At 60.5% G+C, this 26,002-nt stretch carries 18 protein-coding genes and 2 pseudogenes; 4 read left to right on the top strand and 16 right to left on the bottom strand.

Translation table 11 applies throughout. The features are described 5' to 3' along the window. Positions 1-294 precede the first annotated feature (294 nt). Complete coding sequence (locus DPM35_RS07565; RefSeq protein WP_112126669.1) at positions 295-1,371, top strand: medium chain dehydrogenase/reductase family protein; 1,077 nt, start codon at positions 295-297, stop codon at positions 1,369-1,371. 193 nt (positions 1,372-1,564) lie between these two features. On the opposite strand, the gene DPM35_RS07560 is transcribed toward DPM35_RS07565, so the two are convergent. After that, positions 1,565-2,395, bottom strand: coding sequence for a DUF1194 domain-containing protein (locus DPM35_RS07560; protein ID WP_181591955.1), 831 nt, complete (start codon positions 2,393-2,395; stop codon positions 1,565-1,567). 212 nt (positions 2,396-2,607) lie between these two features. Here DPM35_RS07560 and DPM35_RS07555 point away from each other — a divergent pair, with 212 nt between their 5' ends. Then, positions 2,608-7,410: an nSTAND1 domain-containing NTPase gene (locus DPM35_RS07555; RefSeq protein ID WP_181591954.1), complete on the top strand. Its 4,803-nt coding sequence runs from the start codon at positions 2,608-2,610 to the stop codon at positions 7,408-7,410. Positions 7,411-9,249: 1,839 nt separating this feature from the next. Here DPM35_RS07555 and DPM35_RS07545 read toward each other — a convergent pair. The 4 genes and pseudogenes from DPM35_RS07545 to DPM35_RS07530 form a co-directional block, all read right to left on the bottom strand. After that, positions 9,250-10,256 (bottom strand): annotated as a pseudogene (locus tag DPM35_RS07545) (IS110 family RNA-guided transposase). A 187-nt stretch (positions 10,257-10,443) separates the two neighbouring features. Continuing rightward, positions 10,444-10,733: pseudogene (locus tag DPM35_RS07540) on the bottom strand (IS110 family transposase); the annotation flags it as partial. 377 nt (positions 10,734-11,110) lie between these two features. Further along, complete coding sequence (locus DPM35_RS07535; RefSeq protein WP_112126666.1) at positions 11,111-12,052, bottom strand: dihydrodipicolinate synthase family protein; 942 nt, start codon at positions 12,050-12,052, stop codon at positions 11,111-11,113. A 5-nt stretch (positions 12,053-12,057) separates the two neighbouring features. Next, positions 12,058-12,816, bottom strand: a complete 759-nt coding sequence (locus tag DPM35_RS07530) for a fumarylacetoacetate hydrolase family protein (protein WP_245431465.1) — start codon at positions 12,814-12,816, stop codon at positions 12,058-12,060. Between the two features lie 138 nt (positions 12,817-12,954). Here DPM35_RS07530 and DPM35_RS32360 point away from each other — a divergent pair, with 138 nt between their 5' ends. Then, positions 12,955-13,116 carry a hypothetical protein gene (locus DPM35_RS32360; RefSeq protein WP_181591953.1) on the top strand — a complete coding sequence of 54 codons (162 nt, stop codon included), beginning with the start codon at positions 12,955-12,957 and terminating at the stop codon, positions 13,114-13,116. Between the two features lie 125 nt (positions 13,117-13,241). Here DPM35_RS32360 and DPM35_RS07525 read toward each other — a convergent pair whose 3' ends face one another. From DPM35_RS07525 to DPM35_RS07505, 5 genes are all read right to left on the bottom strand, one after another. Next, on the bottom strand, positions 13,242-14,903 hold the full coding sequence (locus DPM35_RS07525; protein WP_112126665.1) for a thiamine pyrophosphate-binding protein: 1,662 nt from the start codon (positions 14,901-14,903) through the stop codon (positions 13,242-13,244). Further along, the gene (locus DPM35_RS07520; RefSeq protein ID WP_181591952.1) at positions 14,896-16,365 is read right to left on the bottom strand and encodes an NAD-dependent succinate-semialdehyde dehydrogenase; all 1,470 of its coding nucleotides are present in this window, start codon (positions 16,363-16,365) and stop codon (positions 14,896-14,898) included. Before DPM35_RS07520 ends, DPM35_RS07525 begins: the two co-directional genes overlap by 8 nt. A 293-nt stretch (positions 16,366-16,658) precedes the next feature. After that, on the bottom strand, positions 16,659-17,336 hold the full coding sequence (locus DPM35_RS07515; RefSeq protein WP_112126664.1) for an RraA family protein: 678 nt from the start codon (positions 17,334-17,336) through the stop codon (positions 16,659-16,661). A 20-nt stretch (positions 17,337-17,356) separates the two neighbouring features. Next, complete coding sequence (locus tag DPM35_RS07510) at positions 17,357-18,121, bottom strand: SDR family oxidoreductase (RefSeq protein WP_112126663.1); 765 nt, start codon at positions 18,119-18,121, stop codon at positions 17,357-17,359. Positions 18,122-18,132: 11 nt separating this feature from the next. Further along, the gene (locus DPM35_RS07505) at positions 18,133-19,017 is read right to left on the bottom strand and encodes a polysaccharide deacetylase family protein (protein WP_112126662.1); all 885 of its coding nucleotides are present in this window, start codon (positions 19,015-19,017) and stop codon (positions 18,133-18,135) included. A 139-nt stretch (positions 19,018-19,156) separates the two neighbouring features. Here DPM35_RS07505 and gcvA point away from each other — a divergent pair, with 139 nt between their 5' ends. Then, positions 19,157-20,128, top strand: coding sequence for a transcriptional regulator GcvA (gene gcvA, locus DPM35_RS07500; RefSeq protein WP_181591951.1), 972 nt, complete (start codon positions 19,157-19,159; stop codon positions 20,126-20,128). Between the two features lie 49 nt (positions 20,129-20,177). Here gcvA and DPM35_RS07495 read toward each other — a convergent pair whose 3' ends face one another. The 6 genes from DPM35_RS07495 to DPM35_RS07470 all read right to left on the bottom strand — a co-directional run bounded on the left by DPM35_RS07495 (position 20,178) and on the right by DPM35_RS07470 (position 25,999). Next, positions 20,178-21,002 (bottom strand): aspartate dehydrogenase, encoded by an 825-nt coding sequence (locus DPM35_RS07495; RefSeq protein ID WP_112126660.1) that lies wholly within the window; start codon positions 21,000-21,002, stop codon positions 20,178-20,180. Positions 21,003-21,097: 95 nt separating this feature from the next. Then, complete coding sequence (locus DPM35_RS07490) at positions 21,098-22,567, bottom strand: amidase (RefSeq protein ID WP_112126659.1); 1,470 nt, start codon at positions 22,565-22,567, stop codon at positions 21,098-21,100. A gap of 10 nt (positions 22,568-22,577) precedes the next feature. Further along, positions 22,578-23,531 carry a sugar ABC transporter substrate-binding protein gene (locus tag DPM35_RS07485; protein WP_112126658.1) on the bottom strand — a complete coding sequence of 318 codons (954 nt, stop codon included), beginning with the start codon at positions 23,529-23,531 and terminating at the stop codon, positions 22,578-22,580. After that, entirely contained in the window at positions 23,528-24,007 is a 480-nt protein-coding gene (locus DPM35_RS07480) for a Rid family hydrolase (RefSeq protein ID WP_146767922.1), read from the bottom strand. Before DPM35_RS07480 ends, DPM35_RS07485 begins: the two co-directional genes overlap by 4 nt. Before the next feature lie 11 nt (positions 24,008-24,018). After that, positions 24,019-24,993 (bottom strand): sugar ABC transporter substrate-binding protein, encoded by a 975-nt coding sequence (locus DPM35_RS07475; protein WP_112126656.1) that lies wholly within the window; start codon positions 24,991-24,993, stop codon positions 24,019-24,021. A 22-nt stretch (positions 24,994-25,015) separates the two neighbouring features. Beyond that, complete coding sequence (locus DPM35_RS07470) at positions 25,016-25,999, bottom strand: ABC transporter permease (protein WP_181591950.1); 984 nt, start codon at positions 25,997-25,999, stop codon at positions 25,016-25,018. Positions 26,000-26,002 lie beyond the last annotated feature (3 nt).

Here is a 26,002-nt window from a genome sequence, read left to right as displayed (position 1 = left end):
CGAATAGCGAACTCGCCCGATTCCAGGTCGGGCGGGTTGTCAGGTCATCCCCAACGGCGGAACGCCAAGAGCGGTCCCAACGGGTCAGAAGCGGAGTGACGGCTTTCCGGCTCCACGGCGAGGTTATCAGACGAACTGCTCCGGGTCGTGAGCACACATTTGATTCCTCCTACGCCCGATGGCAGGCTGATTTCTGGAGGGTTTGATCTGGAGCAAGTCGCTTCACACACGCGCGCGCTATCCTTTCGCCTGAGTTTGCCTCAGTGGAGGAGTCCAATCCGGACCGAGCTTGCCATGAAGTCTCTGCGCGTCGTTGTTCGCCACCATGGCGGACCTGAAGTTCTGGAGCTCGTGGAGGAAGACGCGCCCCATCCGGCATCGGGTGAGTTGCGGGTACAAATAATCGCCGCCGGCGTCTCCTTCGCAGAGCTATTGATGCGGGAGGGCATCCATCCAGAAAAAACGACCCTGCCATTCACGCCAGGATGGGACATCGTGGGCATCGTAGACGAAGCCGGAGAGGGTGCGTCCCATGCAATGCTCGGTAAACTGGTTGCGGCACTGCCCATTCATGGTGGCTACGCGCAGTTCATCTGCCTCCCTCAAGATGAGCTCACTTCGGTTCCGACTGGCGTTGATCCAGTCGAGGCAGTTAGCCTCGTGCTGAACTACGTCACGGCCTATCAGATGATGCATCGCCTTGGGCATCCGTCACCGGGTCAACGGGTTCTCATCCATGGCGCGGCCGGCGGAGTGGGCACGGCTCTGCTGCAACTCGGCGGGCTGGCAGGTTTAGAGATGTATGGGACTGCCTCTCTGTCAGATCATCAGATCGTGTCTGATCTCGGGGCCAGGCCGATCGACTACGAACGGGCCGACTTCGTCAAAGAGGTCCATCGCCTGACAAACGGTGGCGTGGATGTCGTCTTCGATGGGGTCGGCGAAGCCAATGTCTGGCGGTCGTTTCGGGCTCTGAGGCCCGGTGGCCGCGTCATAGCCTACGGCTTCACTTCATTTCTGCAGAAGGGCCGATTGGCAGGAGGCTTACGCTATCGCCTACGCGGGATATTGCGACCTCTGTGGTACGCGGTCTGCGCTTTCGTCTCACCAGGCCGACGACGCATACTCCCCTACAGCATACAATATTTGAAACGGTGGAGGCCCGCCTGGTTCCGCGAAGATCTCAGCGCCCTGCTCAAGCTGCTTCGCGACGGCAAAATAAAGCCGATGGTGGCCATGCGGATGCCATTGACCGAGGCTCGTCGCGCCCAGGAACTGCTCGGTCAGGGAGGCGTCAAGGGCAAGCTCGTGCTGATCTGCAATTCGCTGGCATCCCGACAAGGTATTGCTGAGCAAGAGCAGAGCCTTTGAACCATGAAGAGCCGCCGCCAGCGTCGGCCTTGGCCGTTTGACGACCGCTTCAAGGCGCAGAGCTGCCATGTCATCTTCGGGGCCAAAACTTGCCTTTTCGGTTCGGAACGAAGTTATCGACGAGCAGCCCTTCAGTTCCTTTGACGGCGTTAATCGCCGTTTTTGCTACCTGCCCTGTTTGACTGCGGGCAGCCTATCGGCCTGGCAACTGACCGGTCATGTTGCAATCGACCGTGCGGTCGGAACGCCCGGTGTACGCGGCGTAGATCACCTGATCCATGTTTATGGAGATTTCACGAACCAGCTTTCGACGGACCGCGGTGGCGAACATCGCGGCGTCGGTGACGCCGATTGCAAATGCGTCCGGTCCGCCGATGACGCAGCGCTCGAAATAGGATTGCAGGCTGGAATGGTCGTACCGTGCAAACCCGTCGGCCTCGCCATTGCGGGGTAGTGCGATAGGCAGCCCGTTGATCGTCACACCTTCCGCGAGAAGAAACTGCCGGATGGGGTCAACGGGTGCCCCGGCATTGTTGGGTCCGTCGCCGGATACGTCAATAACACGGCGCGGGCTGCGCAAGCCGCTCTTCGCAAACAGTCCATTCGCGGCCTGCAACGCGCCGGAAATCGACGTTCCGCGGCCTTCAGTCAACGACAGAGCCGCAAGCCTGTCCGCCAAAGTCAGAGCGTCCTCGCGGCTTTCAACAATTGTCCACGGCACTATGACGGTTTGCTGATTTGGCCCCGCCCACTCCAGATAGAGGACTGCGATTCTTCCCAGTTCTCCGGCCGTGATTGCCATGGCGATGTCCGCGTGGCGGAATGCATCAACATAGCCGTCGCGCTGCACTTTTTGCTCAATTCTGCTCATCGACGGCGAGACGTCCACGGCAAGGATCAATTGCAAATCGACTTCGGCCAAGCCGCCAGCGGGACGGTCCGTCGAGTGAGCTTGTGGCGCTGTCGCGAAGAAGAGGGCGAGCAGGAAGGCGCCCGTAGGCCGCAGCACTGTTCTTGCACCCATGCTTCCAGCAATCCGTACTAAGCAGTCCATAGCGAACCCCTCTCACCGACAATGGAATTGTGGAATTGTCGGTCCGGGGCATTTGCCAAGTCACGAACGGCTTACGATCATTCGCCGAAATCCGCGCTCCCAGGGCCTGGATGATGATCAGTCTTCGAAATACGAAACCGTGCTAGTATGGGGCTGCGGCTTCGTGCTTGAGGGGAACCGGCTTGAATAGCTCGCCGCCCACGACGTTCGTGCTCAACGGCGTGACCGCCGACGTGAGCAGGGAGACCTTGCGCGACCAGTTCAACAGGACAATCGCAGTTCGCCACCAGACCTTCGCGGTCCTTCGCCACCTTCTGGAGAACGCCGATCGCGTCGTCACCAAGGACGAGCTGATGAAGGCGGTCTGGAATGGGCTAGCCGTCACCGATGACAGCCTGGTCCAATGCATTCACGAGATCCGTGCGGCGCTTAACGACAGTCGCCAGGCCGTCGTGCAGACAGTGCCGAGGCGCGGTTACAGGTTGGTCTTTCCCTCAAATGCCGGACCGAGAATGATTACAATTCTGGCGGCAGAATTGGCCGCCAATATCCGGCCGGCAGGAAAGGATGAGCGGAGCATTGCTGCACCTACCCTGGCGTACAGGGAGGTCCTCGATCGGCTGCTGATACAACATGCGGGTCGTGTGTTCGCGAGCGTCGACGAGACAGTCGTCGCCGAGTTTGCTGGCCCTGTCGAGGCGTTACGGTGTGCGAACGAGATCCAGCATGAGGTCGATAGACGGAACCGCGAGGTTCCCGAGACAAAGCGGCTGCGCTTCCGCATCGGCGTTGACCTTGGTTACGTCGTCGCCGAGGGCGACCACCTCAAGGGCGAGGCCGTCGAGGTCGCAGTTCATCTTCAAACCTTGTCACGCCCGGGCGGGATTTGCATCACGGAAGCGGTCCGCGCCCAGGCTCAGGACCACCTCTCGCTGGAATTCATTGATCTCGGCGAGCACAAGCTGAAGGATGTCGCCCGTTCCTTGCGCATCTACCGCGTAGGGCTTGCGTCCGAGGAGCCGGTCAGGTCGCCATTTCGCGGTCTAGATGCCTTCGAATTCGAAGATGCAGATCTATTCTTCGGGCGAGCGCGGGCGATTGCCGCCTGCACTGCCAGATTGGAGCAGCAGGCAGCAAGCGGCACGGCATTCCTGCTCATCTACGGAATGAGCGGTTGTGGCAAGTCTTCCCTCCTGCGAGCTGGCCTGCTGCCGTCATTGACGCGACCTGGAGCCGTGGCAGGCATATCCTTGTGGCGCCGCTGCCTGATCCGTCTCTCCGAAGGACCGGATGCATTCGCTGTGTTGGCTGCGGCGCTGTTTCACGACGCTGCTGTGCCGGAGCTGTCCTCGGAAGTAACAACCGCGGAGTTTGCTCGACTCTGCAGAAGCACGCCGGATCGAGCCCTGCCATTGGTCCGACAGGCACTTCGCAAGGCCGCCGAGCCGGGCCGCTCGCAGGTCAGACTGCTTGTGGTCATCGATCAGCTGGAGGAGCTGTTCACGACGGAGAGGCAGCCGGCGACGCGCGAGGCCCTTGTGCGGGCCCTGGCGGTGCTGGCTGCGAGCGGACTGGTCTGGGTGATAGCGGCGATCCGTTCGGATTTCTTTCACCGCTGCGGTGAGGTCCAAGGTTTCTCGGCGCTCAAGGACGGCCTCGCCAGCTACGAACTTCTGCCACCAACCGGCCCGGAGATCGCGCAGATGATCCGCGAACCTGCGGTCGTGGCTGGGCTCCGCTTCGAGGAGAGTGCTGAGTTGGGGCGGCTCGATGACGTGCTGCAGGCGGCCGCAACTGCCGATCCCGGATCATTGCCGCTTCTCGAGTTTGTCCTCGACGCGTTGTACCAAGCCAGCGGCGAACGACGCGTTCTCACCTTTGCGCACTATCGTGCGCTTGGCGGGCTCGAAGGCGCAATCGCGCGCCGCGCCGACGAAGTCCTGGACTTGCTGGCGCCCGGGATCCAGGAGGCCCTGCCCGCAGTGCTGCGCGCCCTCACCACGGCGAACCTGGGCGATGAAACGGTCACGGCACGTGCCGCCCTGTATACCGAAGTCGCGGGCACTCCCGCGCGATCGGCCCTCGTCACGGCATTAATTGACGCCCGGCTCCTCGTCTGCGACGAGGACGCCGCCGGGCATGTCTTCGTTCGTCTTGCACATGAGGCTCTGTTGAGCCGTTGGCCGCGCGCCGCTGACATTGTGAATGCAAACCGCAACTTCCTCGCGACGCGCGAACGCCTGAGGGCTGACGCCCACCGATGGCACCTGGAAAGCAGGAATCGAGAGCTTCTCCTTCCGTCCGGCAAACGTCTGGCGGAGGGCGAAGAGTTGATGCTGTCAAGGCGGGAGGAGGTCGACGATGCCGTCCTTGAATACATCGAAGAGTCCTTGCGTGCCCATCGGCAGAGGGAGGAGAAGGACCGTCACGCAGAGCTAGCATTGGTCGCGGCTGCCGAAGAGGCAAAACGCGAGCGCCTGGAGCGCGAAGCCGAGCGCCGGAGCCTCGCGGCTGCCGCAGCAAACCGGCTTGCCCGACGGACACGGAACGCCGCTATCGTGGCAATAATGCTCGCTCTTATGGCGGGTGCAGGCGCACTGGTCGCCTTCAAAGCGCGGGAGGAAGCAAGAGGCCAACGCGATCAGGCGCTGCGCAATCAGTTCCTTTCGCTCTCGTTCCTCTCGGAGCGGTCCGCCGCGGCAGGCAACACCGAGGCTGCGATCCGGTTGGCGCTTGAGGCGCTACCCTCGAAAGAGCAACCCGAGCGGCCATATCTCTTTGAGGCGGAGGCAGCTCTCTACAAGGCTCTGCTGGCGCACCGGCAGATCAAAATCCTCCGCCCTGGCGCCGGTGTGGCGCATGCGGCATTCAGTCCTACAGGTGATCGCATCGTCACCGCGTCCTATGACAAAACTGCTGCAGTCTGGGACATCTCCAGCGGTGCCGAAACTGCAATTCTAAAAGGTCATGATGGGGCCGTGGAGAGGGCCGAATTCAGCCCCGACGGGAGTCGTATCCTGACGGCCGCGAGGGACGGCACTGCACGTCTCTGGGACGCCGTCTCGGGAGAGCAGCTCTGCATCCTGCGGCCAGTAGGCAATTACCCGACGGCAATCTTCAGCCCGGATGGCACCCGGGTGCTGACGGCGGGAGAGAACAGCGATGCAACGCTCTGGGATGTTCGGACCGGAAAGAAAGTCCTAGGTGTAAGCAGCGACGCATATACGCGTGCTGCTTTCAGTTCAGACGGCCGCAGATTCGCGACGGCGGGCAAACATTCTATTTCGATCTGGAATGCCGCAGACGGCGCGCTGACGCAGTCGATCCGAGTGACCTCTTGGCCCTACACCCTGGCGTTCAGCCCGAACGGAAGCCGGATGGTGGCCGGCCCGTGGGGTTGGCATTCACACCGCGACACTTCCAGCCTTTTCGATTTGTCGAAAGGAATGGAGATCGCAAAGTTGGCCGGCAGCAAGAGCGACACGCAATTGAACGGCGTGCTTTTCAGCCACGGGGGTCAACGGATCGCCACGGTATCCCTCGATGGCACTGCCCGGATTTGGGATGGAACGTTGGGAACGCTGGATGTGGTGCTCGGCCAAGAGGTCTCGGGGTTGAAGCCTGACATCGATACAGATGAACGCGATGTGGAGATGAACGGTGCTTTCACCCAGGATGACCGCTTCCTTGCGACGACCTCGATCAATGGCCAGATCCGCATCTGGGACGCTGAACGCGCCTCGTTGGTGACGACGATCGCCGGTCATGAATCCCTGGTCGAGCATTTGGAATTCAGCCCGGTCGACAGCAACATTCTACTCACTGCCTCACACGATGGCACCGCTCGGCTTTGGGATATCGACGGCGCCCTGACGACATCGCTCTCACATGAATATCGGCCGACTTTCGCGGTCTTCAGTCCCGACAGCGTCCACCTGCTTACCGGCGGCGGCGACAGCGCGGCGCACCTGTGGGATGTAGTGAGCGGGCGCGAGATAATCCGCCTCGACACGCATGAGATCATTCAAAGCGCCTCGTTCAGCCCAGATGGAAGGCGCGTCGCCACGGCATCTCTTGAAGGCGTGGTCCGAATTTTTGACGTGGCTACCGGACACGAGACCGCCCAGTTCCAGTCAGATGCCGGACTGATCAAGATCCAGTTTGGTCGCGATGGCAAATCGCTTGTTTGCTCATGGATCAACGGCACCGCCCAACTGTGGAACGCGACGACCGGCGCCGAACTGGCTGTCATCCCTACAAGCAGCAATCTGCCGCAAGCCATTCTTAGCCCTGACGGGCGTCTGATCTTCTCGGCCAGGGAAGACAATGTGGGACACCTCCTGACGACGAGCGGAGTCGAACTACGTGCTCTTGTCGGGCATCAGGATCGCATCACGGCAGGAGCCTTCAACCCTGACGGTCAACTCGTCGCCACGGGCTCACTCGACCACACGGCCCGAATTTGGTCGACCACCGAGGGGACGAGCGCCAGAATGGAGGGACATACCGGCGCGGTGACGGCGGTCACCTTCAGTCCGGATGGCCAGTCGTTGCTAACCGCTTCGCGTGATGGGACCGCCCGGATCTGGAGCGTCTCAGGCGGTCTGGAAAAGGTTCTCAGGGGCCACAGCGGCGCGCTGGACAGCGCCGAGTTCAGCCCCAATGGCTTGTATGTCGTGACCGCGTCGACCGAAGATCGAACGGTGCGGTTATGGGCGGCGCAATCGGGGCGCCAGATTGCCGTCCTTGGCAGCCAGGACGATGCAACCGTTCGACGGGGCTTTACACGCGCGGCTTTCAGCGCCGACGGTACCCATGTCGCAATTGTTTCCGGCGAAAGGAGAGTCAGCATCGTTCGCCTCTTCCAGACATCCAACGAGCTTGTTGAATTCGCCCGGCGTACCGTGCCTCGGGAACTCACCCCTTGCGAGCGGCGAAGCTTCTTCCTTCCTGAAGATCCCGCACACGGCACTTGTCCAGACTAAGGCCGACAACGGTCAGACTAGGCCCGATGGGCCGGATATTCGATCCCCCAACGTCTGCCCCAAAGTGATGATTGGCCTGAATTCCGACGGCGTGGCGGGTTTTGCTCGCCCGACCGGTTGACGCTCGGGTCCCACCACGATCACCAGCGTGTTTACCTTTCATGTCTGCTTTTGGAAAGCGGCGGAGGCGATCTTGATGGCTCCAATGAGGCGCATACCAGACATTCAGTGGCTGACCCACCGCGCCTCGGTCGCCTAATCTCCTTCACATCGTAGAGAGGAGAACGGCCTGGATATGCGCCGACAGGTCGAGCTCACCGCGCGCCTCGATCTCTAAGAGATACCGAGCCTTGGCCAGGCGATCCGCTTCCCCCACCGCAGGGTAGCTGCAAATGGCGAGCAGCGCCCTCTCCTCCTCCCCGGCTGGCTCTGTCGGACTCGCTGCTGCCACCACCCATGTCATGCAGCGCTTTACCGAACGCGGCATAAGCTATCTTGTGTGCCTCAATCAGCGCTCGCAGACTATCGGACGGTCCTCGGTCTGGACCCTAGCGGCTCAGTTCCGAGCGCCGTTGCTGCAACTGTCGAGGCGACGACTGCATTGCCAGAGTGGAGGAGCAAGGCGCGGCGGTTAATCCTAGACGTGGCGAACTCTCCCAGTTGCTTTGATGGCGACCAAGCCAGCGACGTGAATCCATCAGACTGTAACACGACGGTTTGCTCACTGGTGTCAGGATGGAGCGACCCCCGGCAACGGCGGCCAGCGCGGCTGGGCTGTGCGCAGCGCTGGCGGATGCTGGGCCCGACGAACCCTCCGGTGGACGCCTGGATTTGACCGCGGACGCGTCGCTACCGGCGCGCTTTCCATCGGGACCGTGAATGCATCCGCAGCTCGGAGGATGGCGCCACAGCCGACAAGCCTGCGCTCGGCCGCCATCCTATGGCCGACGCACTCGGGAGACAGCGGCGCAAGATCGATGCGGCAGCCATGCCGACCGCCCATCGCGAGTCACGGCAAGGCAGGTCGACGAGGTGCTGACGTCGCCTAACCGCCAGTTCGTTATCTGCCAACGAGAGGCTATCTCAGCGATTCGTCTCGACCACGCCTCCCTTCCTGGCCCCTCCATCCTCAAGCGCTGACAGAGCCCCTCGCACATTGCACAAGCCCGAGGAATCAGCCGACAATCCGCAATTCTGGCAATGTGCAGTAAACATCCAGACCTTGCGAAACCACTATCTAACCCGCTGAAAAACAACGGCCCAACCGAAGCGCAATGTGCGCTCTTTTATCCTGCCGTCTTAATCGGTTGTGCTTTTCGAGACTTGTTTGTGATCGTCCTTCCTCTCCAAATTTGCGATAATACACCATTCTATGCTCTACACAACAATTCCGTACTGTCGCGTTGAGTTCCAATGCGCCGTGCAGTCTTCCGCGCTCTGCGACGGCGTAGCAGCGCCGCTTATTTGCAGCATGGGAACCGTCGTGGCGCACTTTTCCATCCGGCTGACGGAGCATCGTCACAGGCAATCTGGCGCGGTCCGGCCGTCTCGCGATCGGCGCGGCCGCAAGCAATGTATGGCCCGCCCCGTCTGCAAGCGGAATGTTTTGAGAGGCACGCCCGGTCTGCACCAATGTATCCGGCCTCGGCGTCTGGACGCCCTGCCAAGATGGAGATTCGCGCGTCCGGCTCCTAACAAGATACTCGGCCTCGAAAGGGCCGCTGCCTGCTGCCAGGTTTGCCGAACGCCGATCAACCGTTGGGCCATCTCTGTGTACATCCTACCGCAGACTTCATGCAGCCAAGCAGTAGTCGGGACGCTCCCGCTCGGGCAAACTTGTTATCCCTCGGAGACCCTGACGGCTTCGTATGGGCGCTGTTTCGACATCACGGCCCAGGCGATCCGGGCGAGCTTTGTTGCCGAGCGCAACGACCACCACGTTACGCTTGGCGCGCTGCAGCAGCGCTTGCAGCCAGGCGCCGAGCTGGGTGTCCATTCGCGCCAGATAAGTGCTGCTCGCGCGCCATGGATCAACAGAACGCGCATGTAGGTGCTCCCGCGCTTGCTTATTCCCGTCAGGCGTGGCTTGCCGCCGGTCGTGATCTGACGCGGAACAAGTCTCACCCAGGCAGCGAAGTCGCGCCCCTTCGCGAACGCCGACACGTCGCCGACTGTTGCGTTGAGAGCACGATGCCTGGCACGCTACGCAATAGACGAGCCCGTTGATCGCTCTTCGTGAGCGCTTCGAACTCCTGGTCGAGTTGCTTTATCCGATGATCGAGCGAGCGCAGTTCGTCGACCATGTCATCAACCAGTTGCCGCATCCTGGCGGTTAGGAGCGTGTTGTCCGCGAGGTTCTCGCGCAGCCACAGGTTCAGCTTTGGGCGCCCCTTGGCGATGACGATGCCGCGGTCGAACAGCAGACCCCGCAGCTGATTGATCAGCGCAGTCCGAGTGCCGACCTGCCGCTCGCGCGCACGGTGCAGAGTCTGAACGTCGAGTTGCTCTTTCGACTTGATCGGCACGAAGCGCATTGTCGGCCGTGTCGCCGCTTCGGCGATTGCCTCCGCATCGCGATCATCGTTCTTGTGCGATTTCACGTACGGCTTCACATACTCGGGCGGCATCAGCCGAACCTCGTGTCCGCCCATGACGAACTGACGCGCGAGGTGATCAGCACCGTAGCACACCTCCATATCGACGATGCAGCGCTGCTGCTTTTCGACGAATGCAGCAAGGGACGCACGGCGCTTCCGACGACGCAGCACAGCCGCCCCTTCGCGGTCGAGGCCAACCAGACTGCACAGCGTCTTTCCAAGATCGATTCCGAGTACGGCGATGTTCATTTCCCTTCCTCCTTCTGAGAGGGACTAGCAGTTTGTCCGCAACGGGAGGGGCGGGCATCCCTTAAGATAACGTGCATTCCGTCGTTCCTGGTCTGCATCAGTCCTCATCCGCCGGAGCGGATCCCTTGTGTTCGGAAGGCGCCGGTCAGTCTGCCGACGCGATGCGTTTCAACTTCCGTCGCACCGTTCATCGATGCGCTCCCAGCAGCCTGCGATCCTTGCGATAAGCGCGCCGGGCAGCATCGCTTCGGCGCCGCGGAATCGCCGAGATAGAACGTTCCGTCGGTCCAGATCGCGTGCATGATCACCGCCAGCTTGCGCGCCACGGCGACACAGGCCTTGCGGTGGCAGGAGCGTTTGGCGATCGCCTGGCTCCAGCTCTTGACCTTGTCGGAGCCCTTGAAGCGCGTCATCAGCCCCGACGCCCGCCTCGTAAAGCGAGCGCCGCAAATCCGCGTCGCCGGCTCCTATCACTCGCTCAAAGTAGTAACTATGCGATACTACTTTTTCGATTAAATCCTATTCAACTTTACAACGTTAAATTCGAAATATATATATTACTTTCGTCAACACATTTTCTGTTCAGTTAATGCATCGTTCAGTTAATGCATCGTTCTCGCGTTGTGGCTGTTGCCGCACTGCAGTGGCCAACATTCTGGTGGCGTAAAGAGAGCGCACGAATGAAACGGCGACAGGCTGACGCGCCACGCTCTGGAGCATCCGAGGATGCGGCGTTGTTTATCTAGGACTTGCGTGTCTACGAGCATCGGCCGTGATTGCGGCAACCTTGCTAGGCCGAGTTCGGTGTTGAACAGACCGGCCGCGCGGGTCGCGCCGCCGGTCTAACTGGACGTTCATCGAGCGGCTGCGCCAATCGCGCAGTAGTGCCTGTAGAGTTCGTCTGCGTCGCTCGGCGCGCAACTAACAAGCGGTGGCACAACACGCGCTAGTTCGTCGTCGCCGCGATCGCGCGCCAGCACAGCCTTGACACAAGGTACTAGGGGCTTGCCGTCGAAAAGCTGTCTGACTGCCATGGCCTTCTGCAGTGCTTCCGCGTCCCCTTTGTGAAAGGCACTCGCGCAAAATTCCGCGCTCAGACTCGCGGTAGCGGAGATGCAGCCGGCAAACACGCCCGACCTGGCCTCCAGTAGCGTCGCCTCATTTGACGGAAATACGCTCAAATCCGCCGACATGCTTGCGACCTCGCGGGCATAAGCGATGTTGCCTGAAGAATCCTTCAAGCCCGCAATACGGTTTCCAAACTCATTCCGCAGCCGCGCGATCAGTTCTACTCCGAATGGAACACCCGACAGTGCCGGGAAATTATAGAGATAGAGCGGGATGTTACTGCTGGTCGTGTTGACCAGCGCATCGAAGTAGGCAACTATTCCATAGTCAGTTATACCTTTGTAGTAGAAGGGCGGGAGCACGAGCGCCGCCGCAAATTCCAGTTCGTCAGCTGCTTGCGCCAATTGCCTCGCGTCAGCCAAGGCAGCTGCTCCAGTTCCAACCATAAGCCGATCGCGCGGCAACGCTTTGGCGGCAGCCTCCATAAACCCGACCCGTTGCTTGAGTGAGAACGAGGTAGCCTCCCCAGTGGTGCCGAGCATATTGAGCGCGTCGCATCCAGCGTCTAGGAGATCGCGAGCGAGTTGTAGAAAGCGGGCATGGTCGGGGCTTCCAGAGGCGTCGATCGGGGTAGGAACTGCGGCAATCACCCCGAGAAGCCGATTCTCAGGCGTGCGAAATGTCCGTGGACGCGCAGCGAGTCTAGATCGGTTGGCAGCAGTTTCCATCGTGATCAGCGCCCCGACGCGCGTGCGACCACATCTAATGTCAGCGGTTCCAGGCCGTCGATTTTGGCCACTATCCTGTCGGAGATCCTGACGGGGCCGACACCGGCCGGCGTTCCCGTGAATATCAGGTCCCCTGGCCGAACTTCGAAGTAAAGCGAAACATGTGCGATAATCTCGTAGGCGCTCCAGATCATGTCCTCCAGATCGCCCGCTTGGCGTCGGTGGCCGTTGATGTCGAGGGTGATCGCCCCGCTATCAACAGTGGTGGCGACATCCTCAATCCGGGTCAATGGTCCGACGGGCGCGGAACCTTCGAACGATTTGCCGATTTCCCATGGGCGTTGGAGGCGTTTGGCCTCCGCTTGCAGGTCGCGACGTGTCATGTCGAGGCCCACGGCATAGCCAAACACATGTTGCCGCGCTGTGTCGATGGGGAGGTTCGCGCCGCCTGATTTCATCGCCACGACAAGTTCCACCTCGTGGTGCACGTCTTTCGACATTTCGGGATAGGAAAACGATTCACCTGGCGCGAGCACCGCGTCCGCCGTTTTCATGAAGAAAAATGGCGGCTCCCGCACAGGGTCGTGCCCCATCTCGCGGGCGTGTTCTGCGTAGTTCCTGCCGACGCAAAACAGACGCCGTACCGGGAAGAGACGCGACGTTCCCGTTACAGGCAGCACCACTGTGCTTGCGGGCGGGAAAACGAATAGGTCTTCGACGGATGCTTCCTTGTTCTTGGTGGGGCTTTCGATCGTCATATCCATGATCCCTCGAACAGTGGGCGGTTTGAGTGACTGCTCTGATTCGAGGGCGACTGTGACGTAATCATCGGCGAACCAGGCCAGTCAGAATGACAACGGCGACCGCACATGACGGCAGCGCGCAGCGTCTCGTAGAAATCCTTGCGGCCGAGTGGCGGCATCAGGGTACGCGCATGGGGCTCAGCCAGGCTGCGCTTTCCCGAAGCCTGCATCAAGGACATCGACTCTACCGTGCCACGCCGGCTCGACCGCCACAGCACCATGGGGCTGGCCCAGGGCGAATGGCTGAAGGCTGCCAAGTGACAGCGCTGAAGAGAAGCCTCGTCCAATCGTGGCGAGGCCAGGGGTTGTTCCTACTGCCCTGTTGGCGCGATCGAAGGCAGCGTGCCAGTCATGTTGTCTGAGGAGGGAAGCGGAACCATGCATTCTCAGTTTGGCTTATCCTTCTTCAGAACCAGTTCGTCGTATTCGCGACTGGAGACCAGCGCCTCGACGATCATCGGACCGCTGGTTGCAAAGGCTTTCTTTAGAGCGTTTCTGAACCCATCCCTCTCACTCGCGGTCAGGACCGGCACACCGAAAATATTGTCACCGCCGATCGTGCCTGCGGCGCGAATTGGCGTCCCATAAATCGGGTTCTGCTTCTTCTGCTGCTTGATGCGGATCAGCGCCAGGTCGTTGTCGGTGATGACTATGGTGACAATGGGAAGGCCGAGCCGCACAGCGGTGGCCAGTTCTCCGGCAGACATCAGGAAACCGCCATCGCCGACCACGGTGCACACATCGACATTCGGCCGGCACAGCTTGGCAGCGATGGCTGCCGGAATGCCAAAGCCCATAGTCGACCAACCATTGGTCATGATTTGCCGGCCGGGAGCCGGCGTGGGCCACTTCTGGCCGATCAGATGGGTGTGGGCGCCCACATCACAGGTCATGATTCCGTCTTCGGGCAGGACTTCGCGCAAAACGTCGAGCACGGCACAGGGACCGAATTCATCTGCGCCCTTGAGGCGCTCGAACATGGCTTGGCGCCGCGCTTTTAGTGCCTCCACGTCCCAGTCTTTTGTCGCCATTTCCGTGGCGCACAAGGCGGCAACGCCGGAGGTGATGGTGCCGGTGACCTCGATCACATCGGGGTACGCGGTCCGGTCGAGGTCGAGCGGTTGATCGTCGACATTGACGACCTTTACGTTCGGCGCCCAGGATTCGACATTGAACTCGACGGGATCATAGCCAATCAGGACGACCAGGTCGCTCTGCTGGTGGGTTTTCCCAACTTCGTCGGAAAGCGCATGGAAGAGCACGCCGGCATAGCAGGGATGATCCTCCGCGATCATGCCTTTGGCCATGGGCGTAACTACCACCGGTATATGGTGTTCTTCCGCAAACCGGCTGATCTCATCACCGACACCCGCCCGGACGGCCCCTAGGCCCAGCGCGAGCACCGGTTTGCGCGCAGCCTGCAGAGCGGCCTGCATCTGTTTGGCAACAGCGACCGGCGCGTTGCCGACGACGCCGGCTTGCGGCAGTGGAAGATCGGTGCGCGGCGAACTGTATTCGGCGCTCATGCCAACCGGCAGACCGACGTGAACCGACCCTGGACGCCCGCCGAGCGCTATCGTTGCCGCGTCGAAAAGAATCTCGCGAACCTTGTCTGATTCGAGACGAGTGGTTTTCTTGGTTATCGGCGCGAACAGCGCCTGATGGTCTATGCCCATCTGCGTAACGCGACCGCGCATGGCTGCCTGCATTTCATCAGTGAGTGCAATCAAGGGAGAGCGATCGAGAAGCGCCCCGCCAACACCAGTGGACAGGTTCGTCGCACCTGGTCCGAAAGTTCCGAAACATACCCCCGGCGCGCCGTTCAGCCGGCCACACACGTCGGCCATGATGGCGGCGGTCCCTTCATGCGTCGTCAGCACGAAGTCGATCCCCTCGGTGACGCGCATTGCCTCCATGTAGTCGACCCAGCCGCCACTCGGCACACCGAAGACATAACGCACGCCCATGTCGCGCAGCGCCTCCACGACTTGCCTCGCGACCTTAATCTTCTCGGGCGCGGATCCAGAGCCCGTTCTCGTTTCACTCATAGGCTGCGCAGACATACTTCAACTCCATAAAGTCATGCATTCCATAGGGACCGCCTTCGCGCCCGAGGCCCGACTGCTTGACGCCGCCGAAGGGTATGGGAGCGCCGGTCATTTTTGATGTGTTTATTCCAATCATCCCATATTCAAGTCGGCGCGACATGCGCTCAGACCGGCCTAGATCGCGCGTATGGACATAGGCCGCCAGGCCGTATTCGGTGGCGTTGGCCCGGCGGATTGCCTCGTCTTCCTCACAGAAGCGCCCGATGCCGGCCACGGGGCCGAACGTCTCCTCATGCATGATCAGCATGTCGTCGGTGACGTCGGAAAGCACGGTCGGCTCGTAGAAATTGGGACCGGCATTGTGTACGCCGCCGCCCAGATGCAGGCATGCACCGTGTTGCTTGGCATCGAAAACTTGCTCTTCGACTTTCTGCAGCGCCTTGTCGTCGATCATCGGCCCGATGGTCACACCGGGATCGAAGCCATTGCCCACCTTCAGCATCGCGGCGCGCGAGGTGAACCCCTCGACAAAACGGTCGTAAAGATCGTCGTGTACAAGTATTCGGTTGGCGGCAAGGCAATCCTGACCCGTCGTTTGGAATTTGGCGTTCATGGCATCCTCGATCGCAAGATCGAGATTCGCGTCCTCGAATACCAAGAAAGGCGCATGGCCTCCGAGCTCAAGACTCACATGCTTGATCGTCTGTGCGCACAGACCTGCGATGAGCCTGCCGACTTCAGTCGATCCGGTGAATGACACGGCGCGAATGCGCGTGTCTCCGCACAGCAAGGGCACGATCCGACGGGTGCTGCCCGTAATGACGGAAAAGACACCCGGGGGACAACCTGCCTCCTCGGCCAACCGTGCAAGCGCAAGGGCAGAGAAGGGTGTTTTCGAGGACGGCAGGCCGATAACGGAGCAGCCAGCCGCAAGCGCCGCGGCCGCTTTGCGCGCCAGCATTGCGGAAGGAAAATTCCATGGTGTGATGGCCGCCACGATGCCGATCGGCGCACGATTGACGTGCAGCCTCTTGCCTGGAAGGTGACTGCGCAGGATCTCGCCGCCGTCGCGCTTGGTCTCTTCCGCATACCATCGAATGAAACTCGCAGCGTAGTCGACCTCTCCGAGGGATTCAGCCAAAGGCTTGCCCTGCTCCAGCGTAATCAGGGCAGCAAGCCCATCGCGGCGGGCCAGCACCAGATCGTACCAGGCATCGAGGACGCGGCTGCGTTCCAAAGGCAACATGCCCGCCCAGAGCCGCAATCCGGTCTCGGCAGCGTTGATCGCCACATCTACCTGGCGATCGGACAGGTTGGGCGCCTTGCCGATTTCCAAGCCGGTTGCAGGGTCGAACACTGCATAGGCCTCGCCGGTCTCGGAAGCCTGCCAGCGACCGCCGAAGTAGGCATCTTTCTCCACTAGTGCTTTTGCCCGTGCTTCTGCACGTTCGAAACTGCCCACCGCCTGCTCCTTTGACTCTAGGCTTGCCGCTCGCGTCAGCGCGACATTGTTCCGTTTGCCCCTGCCAAACAAACGAGTAACGCGGCGCTTATGGATGAGAAATTCTGATCTGTAGAATGTGCCGGCGGAAGCGCATGGCCTGGGCCGGACGGCTTGATCCCGCAGGGCAAAGCATCCGCCGTCGCCGGATCACCGGGATCGTTCTTGAGGCCGTAAGCCCGAAAGCTCGGCGCGGGCTTGGGAGGCCTACCGCGACACAAGCGGCGAGGCGGATGCGGAACGATTTGTGTCGGTCAGACGTGCCCGTATCGGTCAAGGGCCTCGGCGAGACTCAAGCCCCTCTTCAGTTCATCGCGAATGGCAACTTCCTTCGCCGTGAGCTTCTCAGCCGCAATCAGAACCTCAATCACCTTGGCGGCCGGAATTGCGATCGCGCCGTCTTCATCAGCGAGAATGAAATCGCCAGGCTCCACCTTAACTCGCTCGATTGTTGCACCACGCAGGAACACCGGGACACGCCAGGCATTGACCTTCCAGCGCATGATCGACTGGACCGGAGCGCGATACCTGGCAAAGACCGGAAACCCTAACTCGCCGATCCACTTCAGGTCACGCACCCCTCCGTCGACCAACGCCCCTGCCGCGCCGCGCTCCTTCATGCCGATCGCGATGAGTTCGCCGAAGTAGCAAACACCCTGGCCGTCTCCACTCCAAACAGCGATGTCGCTAGTCGAAAGCTCGGCGCAAGCCTTCATCTTTTCAGCATCTCCGCCCGGAGCAAACGGTGTCATTTGCCCTCGGATCGTGAAGGCATAGCCCGCGAGCTTGCCTGCTCCGACCGGCATCGGCACGAAATCGGGTGAAAGGCCTTGATCCGGCAGACCGAGATCATCAAGCACATCGGCCACATTGGAGGTATCGACCTTGAGGTAGCGTTCGCGAATTTCACCGCGGCTTGGGTTTGCGGGCATGAGTTTTCTCTCCTGATTAGTCAGATGCTTTGAATGAGCCCGCCATCCACGCGGATGACCGATCCCGTGATGTAGGAGGCTCGGGTGCTTGCAAGGAATGCAACCGCGTCGGCATATTCCTGAGGTTCGCCATAGCGACACATCGGAATTGAGCCTGTGCTTTCGGCGCGCACGTCTTCCAGAGACCGGTTTTCGCGCTTCGCCTTGGCCTCGTCGAGCGCTCGGATTCGGCTTGTCGCAATGCGACCAGGAAGGATGATATTGGCGGTGACGCCGTCAGGAGCCACCTCCTGGGCGAGCGTTTTGGACCAGCCAACGAGCGACAAGCGCAAGGCGTTTGAGATACCGAGATTGGCGATTGGCGCCACTACACCGGACGAAGTGCTGGTGATTATGCGTCCCCAGCCGCGGGCGCGCATGCCAGGCAGGACACGATCCGTCAGCGAGATCAGCGACAAAACCATCGTAGAAAAGTATTTTTCCCATTCCGACCGTGCCACGCCATGGGCCGTGGTCGGCGGCGGACCGCCCGAGTTATTGACGAGAATGTCGATCTCACCGGTTTGATCGAGCAAGGCCTCAACAGCAGGTCCATCGGCGATGTCGCAGACGAACGGGCGCACCGCCATGCCAGAGTTTCGCGCAACTGCTTCCACCGCGTCCTTGGCGATGTCGACCGCCACCACCCGAGCCCCCTCGCGTGCTAGCGTTTCGGCGATTGCACTGCCGAGCCCCCCGCCCGCGCCCAGCACAAGCGCATTCTTTCCCTCAAGTCCGAGATCCATGAAAATTACCTTCAGTGCTCTGGCGCTGGAAACAGGCCAGCATAGTGGTCGGCAATCGCGCCAGTGGTTGTGAGCCAAATATCTTTCCGGTGCGCCGTGATGTGACTAATTGCTTGTCGGAAAGCTCGAAGCCGAAACGGCTGTCCGATGAGAAATGTGTGGATCGAAATGCCGAATACGAGCGATTGCTTTCGGCTCTGCTCAAGCATTTCGTCGAAGTTGTCGACGATGGCCCGAGCGAACGCGTCCGGCTGACCATGATGCAACGCGACGAATGGGATGTCGTTGATCTCGTGCGGATAAGGCACACTCAAGAGATGTCCGGCACGCGTTTTCATCCACACTGGCTGGTCATCGACCGGCCAGTCGAGAATGTAACTGTAACCGGCTTCCTGTAGCAGATCCGGCGTCACGTCACTTGGGTTGACGCCGGGGCTGAGCCAGCCTTTGGGAGCCCTGCCCTCATGTCGGGTCATCAGCTCAGTCGCTTCGGCAATGAGGCGACGCTCTTCCTCCTCGGAAAAATCGTTCTGGTGTTCCGAGTTCGATCGCCCGTGGCCGACTATCTCGTATCCGCGATTGTGGAATGCGTCCGTCACCTGCGGGCAGTGCTCGTAGACCGCTGAGTTTAACAGCACCGACACCGGAAGTTCGAAATCATCGAACAGTTCGATGAGCCGCCAGACGCCGACCCGGTTTCCATACTCGCGCCAACCCCAATTGTAGCTGTTTGGGTGGGGGATGCCCGGCGAATACGAAATCCCAAGCCCCTCATTGTAAGCAAAATGCTCCATGTTGAGACATAGATGCACTGCAAGTCGCTTCCCGTCGGGCCAGGTGAAGTCGGGACGCTGGGTGATCGGCGAATAAACGAATCGATCATTTCTTCGCAGCATCTCGACTCCCTCTCAGCGCGCCGGTCTGGCGTTCACGTTTGGAGATTACGCCGCCAACTCGGCTGGCTACAACTGATGTTTACAAATCACATGAATGAGGTAGGCTCATTCATCGCCATCAACTTTTATCGAGAGATCCTTGGCCAGACGGCTGCCATCCTTATATGCGTTGCGTGCCTTCGAGGCTGCGGCGCGGCATCTCAGCTTCACTATAGCGGCGGAAGAGCTATGCGTTACCCAAGGCGCGATCTCGCGTCAGATCAAGCTCCTCGAAGACACGATGGGCCTGCCGCTGTTCAAACGGCTCACGCGTAAGCTGGAGCTCACCGAATCTGGCCAAATTCTCTTCCCAACTGTGCGACACGCACTGGATGACATGGAGCGGGCCGTCCTGCGCGTTGGAAGTCGCGGCGCCTCCGGCATCCTCACCGTTAGCGCCCTTCCGACGTTTGCGATGAATTGGCTGATGCCCCGACTGCCAGATTTTTCGGAGAAGCATCCCTCGATCGAAGTGCAGCTCATCACGACAATCCGGGCGGTCGATTTCGTTCGTGACAACATCGATGTCGCAATCCGGGTCGGACGTCCTCGGGGCAAGGACACTCTGCAAAGCGCACCGCGGATCGACCTCATGATGGCCGACGACTGGGCGGGCATCCGATCGGATCGGCTTTTGCCAGATCAGATGGTGCCTGTTGCCGCTCCAGAGTTTGTCACTAGACACGGGCTCAGCACTATCAGCCTGGTATCAAAGGTGCCGCTCATCCATGTCGGAACGCGCGCCAACGCCTGGCCCGACTGGTTCAAGAATGCCGACTTGACGGTGCCCGACCAGCCTGGGCTCGTCTTCGGCCACTTTTTCCAGGCCCTGACAGCCGCGCGGGCAGGCCAGGGCGTGGCGCTTATCCCAAAAGTGCTGGTCGACAACGATCTGGAGGCAGGATTGTTGGTGATACCGTTCGAGCCCCCGATCGCGACCTCGGGCTACTATTACTTGCTATACCGAGCGCACCACTGGAATCTGCCCAAGGTGAAGGCCTTCCGGGATTGGCTGTCTTCCACCTGCGGCCTGGCCGAGGCTGAGGACGAACTCCAGGACGGGGACCAATAAACCTGGCGCTATTGGCCGTGGCTGTTCATCGATTCCTGAGCGCCGAATATCAGGCCCCGATCACCAATGGAGCAGTCAGTCGCTTCAACGTCGCGATAATCGACAGCGGGGTGATCTTGCCGGTCTTCGGGTTGTCCTCACTCGGAATGTTCTCAATCGTCATCGTCAGATCGGCGCTGTCGGATTTGACTCGGATCGTATGCGTATTGCGGACGACCCCTGGATCCGCCCAGATTTCCAGATGTGTCCGGTCCGGTCCGATCCCGGCAAGACCGAGCGCAACCGCAACATTGAGGTTGGCAGGAAAGCCAGTAATGGCCTCGCTCGCCGAGCCGTCGAAAAGCTTGACCGGTTCGCTGATGCCGGCCACATCGATGCCTCGGCCAGCAAGATAGGGTGCCCCGTTGAGCCCATGCGGCGGCTTGCGGGTCACCATGTCCACGCTGTGGATCGCCCCGACAGCAGCTGATTGGACGGCATCAAGCCCCAGAAGCGCCCCGGATGGCACAAGTATACGGCCGCCGTGTTGCTCAGCCAGCGACGTCAGCTGAGGATTGGCAAGCAATGCCCCAACACTAATCACTATCATCGTCTTGCCGTGGGCCAGGACGGGCGCCGCAACCTCTGCGAGGTAGTCCGCAGGGCAGCACTCGACCACCACATCGGCGACCTCGGCAAGTTCACCCAGCGGCAGAATGGGATAGGTCCGGGCGAAGTTTGCTGCCATGTAGGCCTCTGCCTTTACACGGTCCTGCGCGGAAACCGCCGTCAGCTCGAGGTTGGCTAGCCCATCGTCCAGAGCCTTGGCGACGCGTTTCCCAATCGCGCCGAACCCACCGATCGCAACCTTAATATTGCTTTCAGAGCACTTCATTTCCACACCTTGTTTCTCATGTCTTGTTGATCAAAGATGAGCGAGGCGAGTGAGGCTCAGAGCCGAGGTCGCGACGCAGAATACATTTCTATTTCTCACCCGTCCGAGAGATCGGGTGGTTCGAATGCCCTAGTCTTCTCTTCAATCAACCGCGCTATCCTGGCGATCGACCGATCCGAATACAGCGGACCGATTACCTGTACTCCGACCGGCAGCCCCCCTTCGTCGCGGCCGATCGGGATGACCGCTGACGGCAAACCAGGAACGCTAGCCAAGCCAGCCCAGAAGAGCTGATCGTTGTAGTCCTGCAGGGTACCGTTGACGTCAATCAGCCGCTCCTCGCGCGGCCGCTCGAGGTCATGCGGGAAGGCCGGCGTGGCTGCGACCGGACATAACAGGCAATCGAAGTCTTCGAAGAAACGTGCCCATGCTGCAGCCACAGCGTGACGCGAAGAGCCAAGTTTCAGCCAGTCGCGATGGCTGCGGGCGATACCTCGGTCGCTGTGCGCCCTGTAACCTGCGTCATCCGCCGGGTAGCCGCTTGCACGGATCACAGCTGCCTCGAACGCCTGATCCGAGAGCCCGACGCTGGTCGCGCCGCGCAAGAGAGCCAGATACAGCGCGCGCGCTTCATTGAAGTCGATTGCCGGAGCTGCACCGGTCGCCACGAAGGCGCCATAACGCTGCAACGTGCCGCCGAGACGGGCAATCGCTGCGTCGATCGCCTCGTCGACCAGAGGCCCGACATGGCGTGGCAGAATGGCAGCCCGCATGCCGTCGAGTGATGGCAGCCGCGGCGACGGCAGACCGAGCTGCCAAGCCATCCGCTCGCCTGCGGCCGGCCCAGCGATAATGCCCAACAGCAATTCCAAATCTTCGGCGTGCCGGGAAAGCGGGCCTAGCACGTTCAAATCCTGTGGCGGATGCGTGGGGACAGTGCCGTGCCCGTCCTGCGACACGATTCCATAGCTCGGCTTCAAGCCGCAAACGCCACAATAGTGGGCAGGGTTGCGGATCGAGCCGCCAATGTCCGATCCGATCTCGAAGGCCGTGAAGCCCGCTGCGACTGCCGCAGCCGCCCCGCCTGAGGAGCCGCCGGGGGAACGGTCTAGTGCATACGGGTTGTTGCAGCGTCCGAAAATCGGATTGTCCGTTTGCCAGTCGGCAAGTCCGGTCGGCACATTGGTCTTGCCAAAAACGATTGCACCTGCCGCACGAAGACGCCGCACGACTTCGGAGTCTTGCCTGGCAGCGGTCCCGGCGCGGTCAGGCAGCCCCCAGGTGGAGGGCATGCCGGCAACGTCGATGGCGTCCTTGACGGTGACGGGCAAGCCGTGCAGCAGGCCCCGGTATCTGCCTTCGCGGGCTTCCTGATCGACACGGTCGGCCGCAAGTCTGGCCCGACCAGCGTCTATGTGGATTATCGCATTTACCGCCGGATTCCATCGCTCGATTCTCTCCAGATAGAGTTCGAGAAGATCCCGGCTTCCAAGCTTCCCTTGCCTGATCCTGCGAGCAAGCCGGCGTGCGGAAGCAAAAGCGATAGTGTCGGTGATCGTGGGCATGACGAGCCGGTCAAGGCCGCCAGCCAGCGGGCTGGCGAATTTCGGACAGATCGAGGGTTGCCAACGTTGAACGTTGTACAGGAACCGGATCTATCACCCGCACTTCGCCATTCGGGGCCGTTCCTTTGACAAGCCTGTCAGCGAGCTCTACGGCCTGACCGCCAATCGCCACCGGCTTTTGTGCCACGACATAGTCAACGCAGCCGTCCTGCATCAGGTTTTGTGCCTCTTCGCCGAGGACGGCGAACAGCACCTTGGTCTTGCCGCAACGGCCTGCCTGCTGGACCGCTCGCGCCGCCCCTACGCCGTACGTGTCGTCGGCGCCGTAGAGCAGATCAACATCGGGAAAGCGCTGAAGGATGTCTTCAGCCGTGGTGAGCGCTGTGGCGACATCCTGCTCGGTTGCCTGGTTCGCCACGATTTTCAAATCCGTTCCGGCAATAGCCTCCTTGAAGCATCGCAACCGTTCCTCCGCCCAGAATGCACCGCCGGGGCCGGCCAGTATACCGATGCTGCCGCCATGGGGCAGCAGCGCTTTCGCACCCGTAGCCATCATCTTTCCGAGGCCGCAATGGCTTGACGATACTGCACCGTCCGGTGGCACGTCGCTTGCAACAATCGGGCTCGACACGCCGATCAACGGTACGCCGGCCGCCTTAGCTTCGCGAGCGACACCATTGAAGGCAGACGGGTTGGAGGGATCGATCAGGACCGCATTTACATGCTGGGTGATAAGGGTCGAGACTTGACTGATCTGCCGGTCGACGTTGGCATAACCGCCGGCATCGAGGACCACCAGTTCGTAGCCAAGTTCCTTCGCCTTCGTCTCGATGCCATAGAGAACGGCCGTGTACCAGGGACCAGAAAGAACTGGCATCGAAACGCCCAGTTTGCCAGCCGCCTGGCTTGACCCGGAAATGAGGGTGAGCGCTACCGCGGCGCAAAGCATCGCTTTGAACTTCATTCTTCGTCTCCCATTTCATTTTGTTGAACTTTGGCCGCTATCACTTCGATTTCGACCAGCCATGCAGCACTCATCAGCTGGCGGACCTCGACACGCGTCCGCGCGGGCAGCGGTCCGGTTGCGCTGAAGAATTTCCGATAGGCAGCCCCAAAACCATCGAGATCCAGACCCCCCCCCTTTGCGGGATCGGCGCAGAGGTAGGCCGTCATCTTCACGATGTCGCCCAACGCGTAGCCCTTGTCGGCGAGAAGCCGTCTGATCAGTGCCAGAGCCCCGCGAGTCTGATCTTCGGTGGAGCCATACGAAGCCGGATCGTCGGGGTCCGCCTCCTCATGCAAAGGCGGTGGAACCTGACCGCTCAAGAAGAGGAAGGTGGCGCCTGGCGGGACCTCGACAGCCTCTGCCCACGGCGCGTGCGCCTGGAACGTCTTTAGAGATGGGTCGCCGTTGACGAAGCGTTTGATCACTCCAGGCATTTTTGTATCCTTCAAGGTTTCCAATCGGCGGGCTGACGGATGTCTGCCAGCGGAACCTCACCGACATGGTCGGGAGTAATCGACAGGAAAGGTACTTCGACCAACCGACTGGCAGGTGTTTCGCCTCGCGCGAGCTTATCGGCGAGGTCACTTGCCGTACGGCCGATCAGAACCGTGCGTTGTGCCACCACAAACTGAGCGCAGCCACCACGCATTGTGTCCTCCGCAGCTTTGCCAAATCCGGCCATGAGGACCTGAACAGCGCCGCACCTGCCTGCCTGTTGGATCGCGCGGCCGGCGCCCACGCCATAGGTGTCGTCCGCTGCATAGAAGAGCGAAACCTTCGGGAAGCGCTGGAGCAAATCGTTGGCAATCGACAGCGCGGTTGCGGGGTCTTCTTCGCTGTTTCGCTCTGCTACAATGTCGATCTTCGCGCCTGCGATGCTCTTGACGAAGCATGCATATCGTTCTGTTGCCCAATATGCTCCTGGAGGACCCGCAAGCGCGGCGATCGTGCCTCCGTTAGGAAGAAGACGCTTCGCGCCGTCGGCCATCAGTTCGCCAAGCTGGCACTGACTTGATGTTGCCGCTGCATCAGGCTCGATGTTGGCCGAAATCACCGGTGTGCCAAGCCCGATCACGGGAATGCCGGTCTGGTGAGCTGTCCGAACAGCCCCGTCAAGTGTCGCAGGATCGATTGGATCGGTGAGAATCGCCTTGACTTGCTGGACGATCAAATTGGAGATTTGATCAACCTGTTTTTCGGGGTGACCGAAACCGCCGGCGTCGAGCACCACGACCTCATAGCCGAGCTTTTCAGCTTCGGTTTCCGCGCCGTACAGGACAGCCGAATACCAGTCACCTTCAACAGTTGGCATTGCGATGCCGATCTTTGGCTTTCCGGCGGCATTTGCAGTCGAGCCGGCTACAAAAAGCCCAAGAGCACAAGCGATCAGTGTACGATGTATCAGTGATTTCGTGGTCATGTCGTTCTCCTCCCTTTGATTGCTATTTTTTATGAGTTAGCGCCTGATCGGCGGCGACGGCGGCGATAAGTGCTGCCCCGACAATCATCATCTGCGTGTAAGAGGACACATTCAGAAGGTTGAGGCCGTTGGATAGAATGCTGACGAAACCGACGCCGATCGCGACGCCAGCGATCGATCCCCGCCCGCCGAATAGCGAGACACCTCCGAGCACGACTGCGGCTACGGATTCGAGCGACATCGAGGCGCCAAGCGTTGGCTGACCAGTCCCGACCCGCGCAGTAAGGATCAGCGAGGCGATTGCCGCGCAAAGCCCCGAGACCACATAGGCAGCGATTTTGGTTTTCGATACTGAAATACCCGACAGGCGTGCAGCCTCGGTATTTCCTCCTACCGCGTAGATGTTGCGGCCCAGGCGGGTGAAGTGGAGGGTCAAGAAACCGAGAACAACGAGCGCTGCAGCGATCAAGAATGGCAGAGGTACACCCAACACGTTGGCGAAGGCCAGGTCAGCGAACGAACCTGGAATCCCCGTTATAGGCACACCCTTTGAGATTCTGAGTGCAAGCCCTTGTGCGATCGACAACATCGCCAGCGTGGCAATGAACGCCATAACCCGCAATCGAGTGACGACCAGACCGTTTACCAGACCAATGGCCGCTCCGGTTAGCAGACCTGCCGCAATACCGACCGGCGCACCAGCCGCCGCCATCGCCATGGCTGAGATGACGCTGATGAGCGCCACAGCCGAACCGACGGAAAGATCCAGATCGGCGTTGAGGATGACGAAGCACTGACCAACGGCAACCGCCGACAACGCCGCCGCCTGCAGCGCCACATTTCGAAAATTCTGCCCGGTGAGAAACACGTCAGAGGCGAGCGAGAAGTAGATGACTATTACTATCAGCGCGATCGGCATACCGAACTGCCGCAGTCGATTAAGTGACACTTCTGCGGGAAAGCCCTTTGTCTTAGGGTGCGCGACAGATTGCGTGTCCACGGACATCTT

The organism is Mesorhizobium atlanticum (assembly GCF_003289965.1).
Classification (GTDB): Bacteria; Pseudomonadota; Alphaproteobacteria; order Rhizobiales; family Rhizobiaceae; genus Mesorhizobium; species Mesorhizobium atlanticum.
Note: the sequence above shows the minus strand (reverse complement) of the source record. Positions and strands in the feature narration are given on the sequence as shown.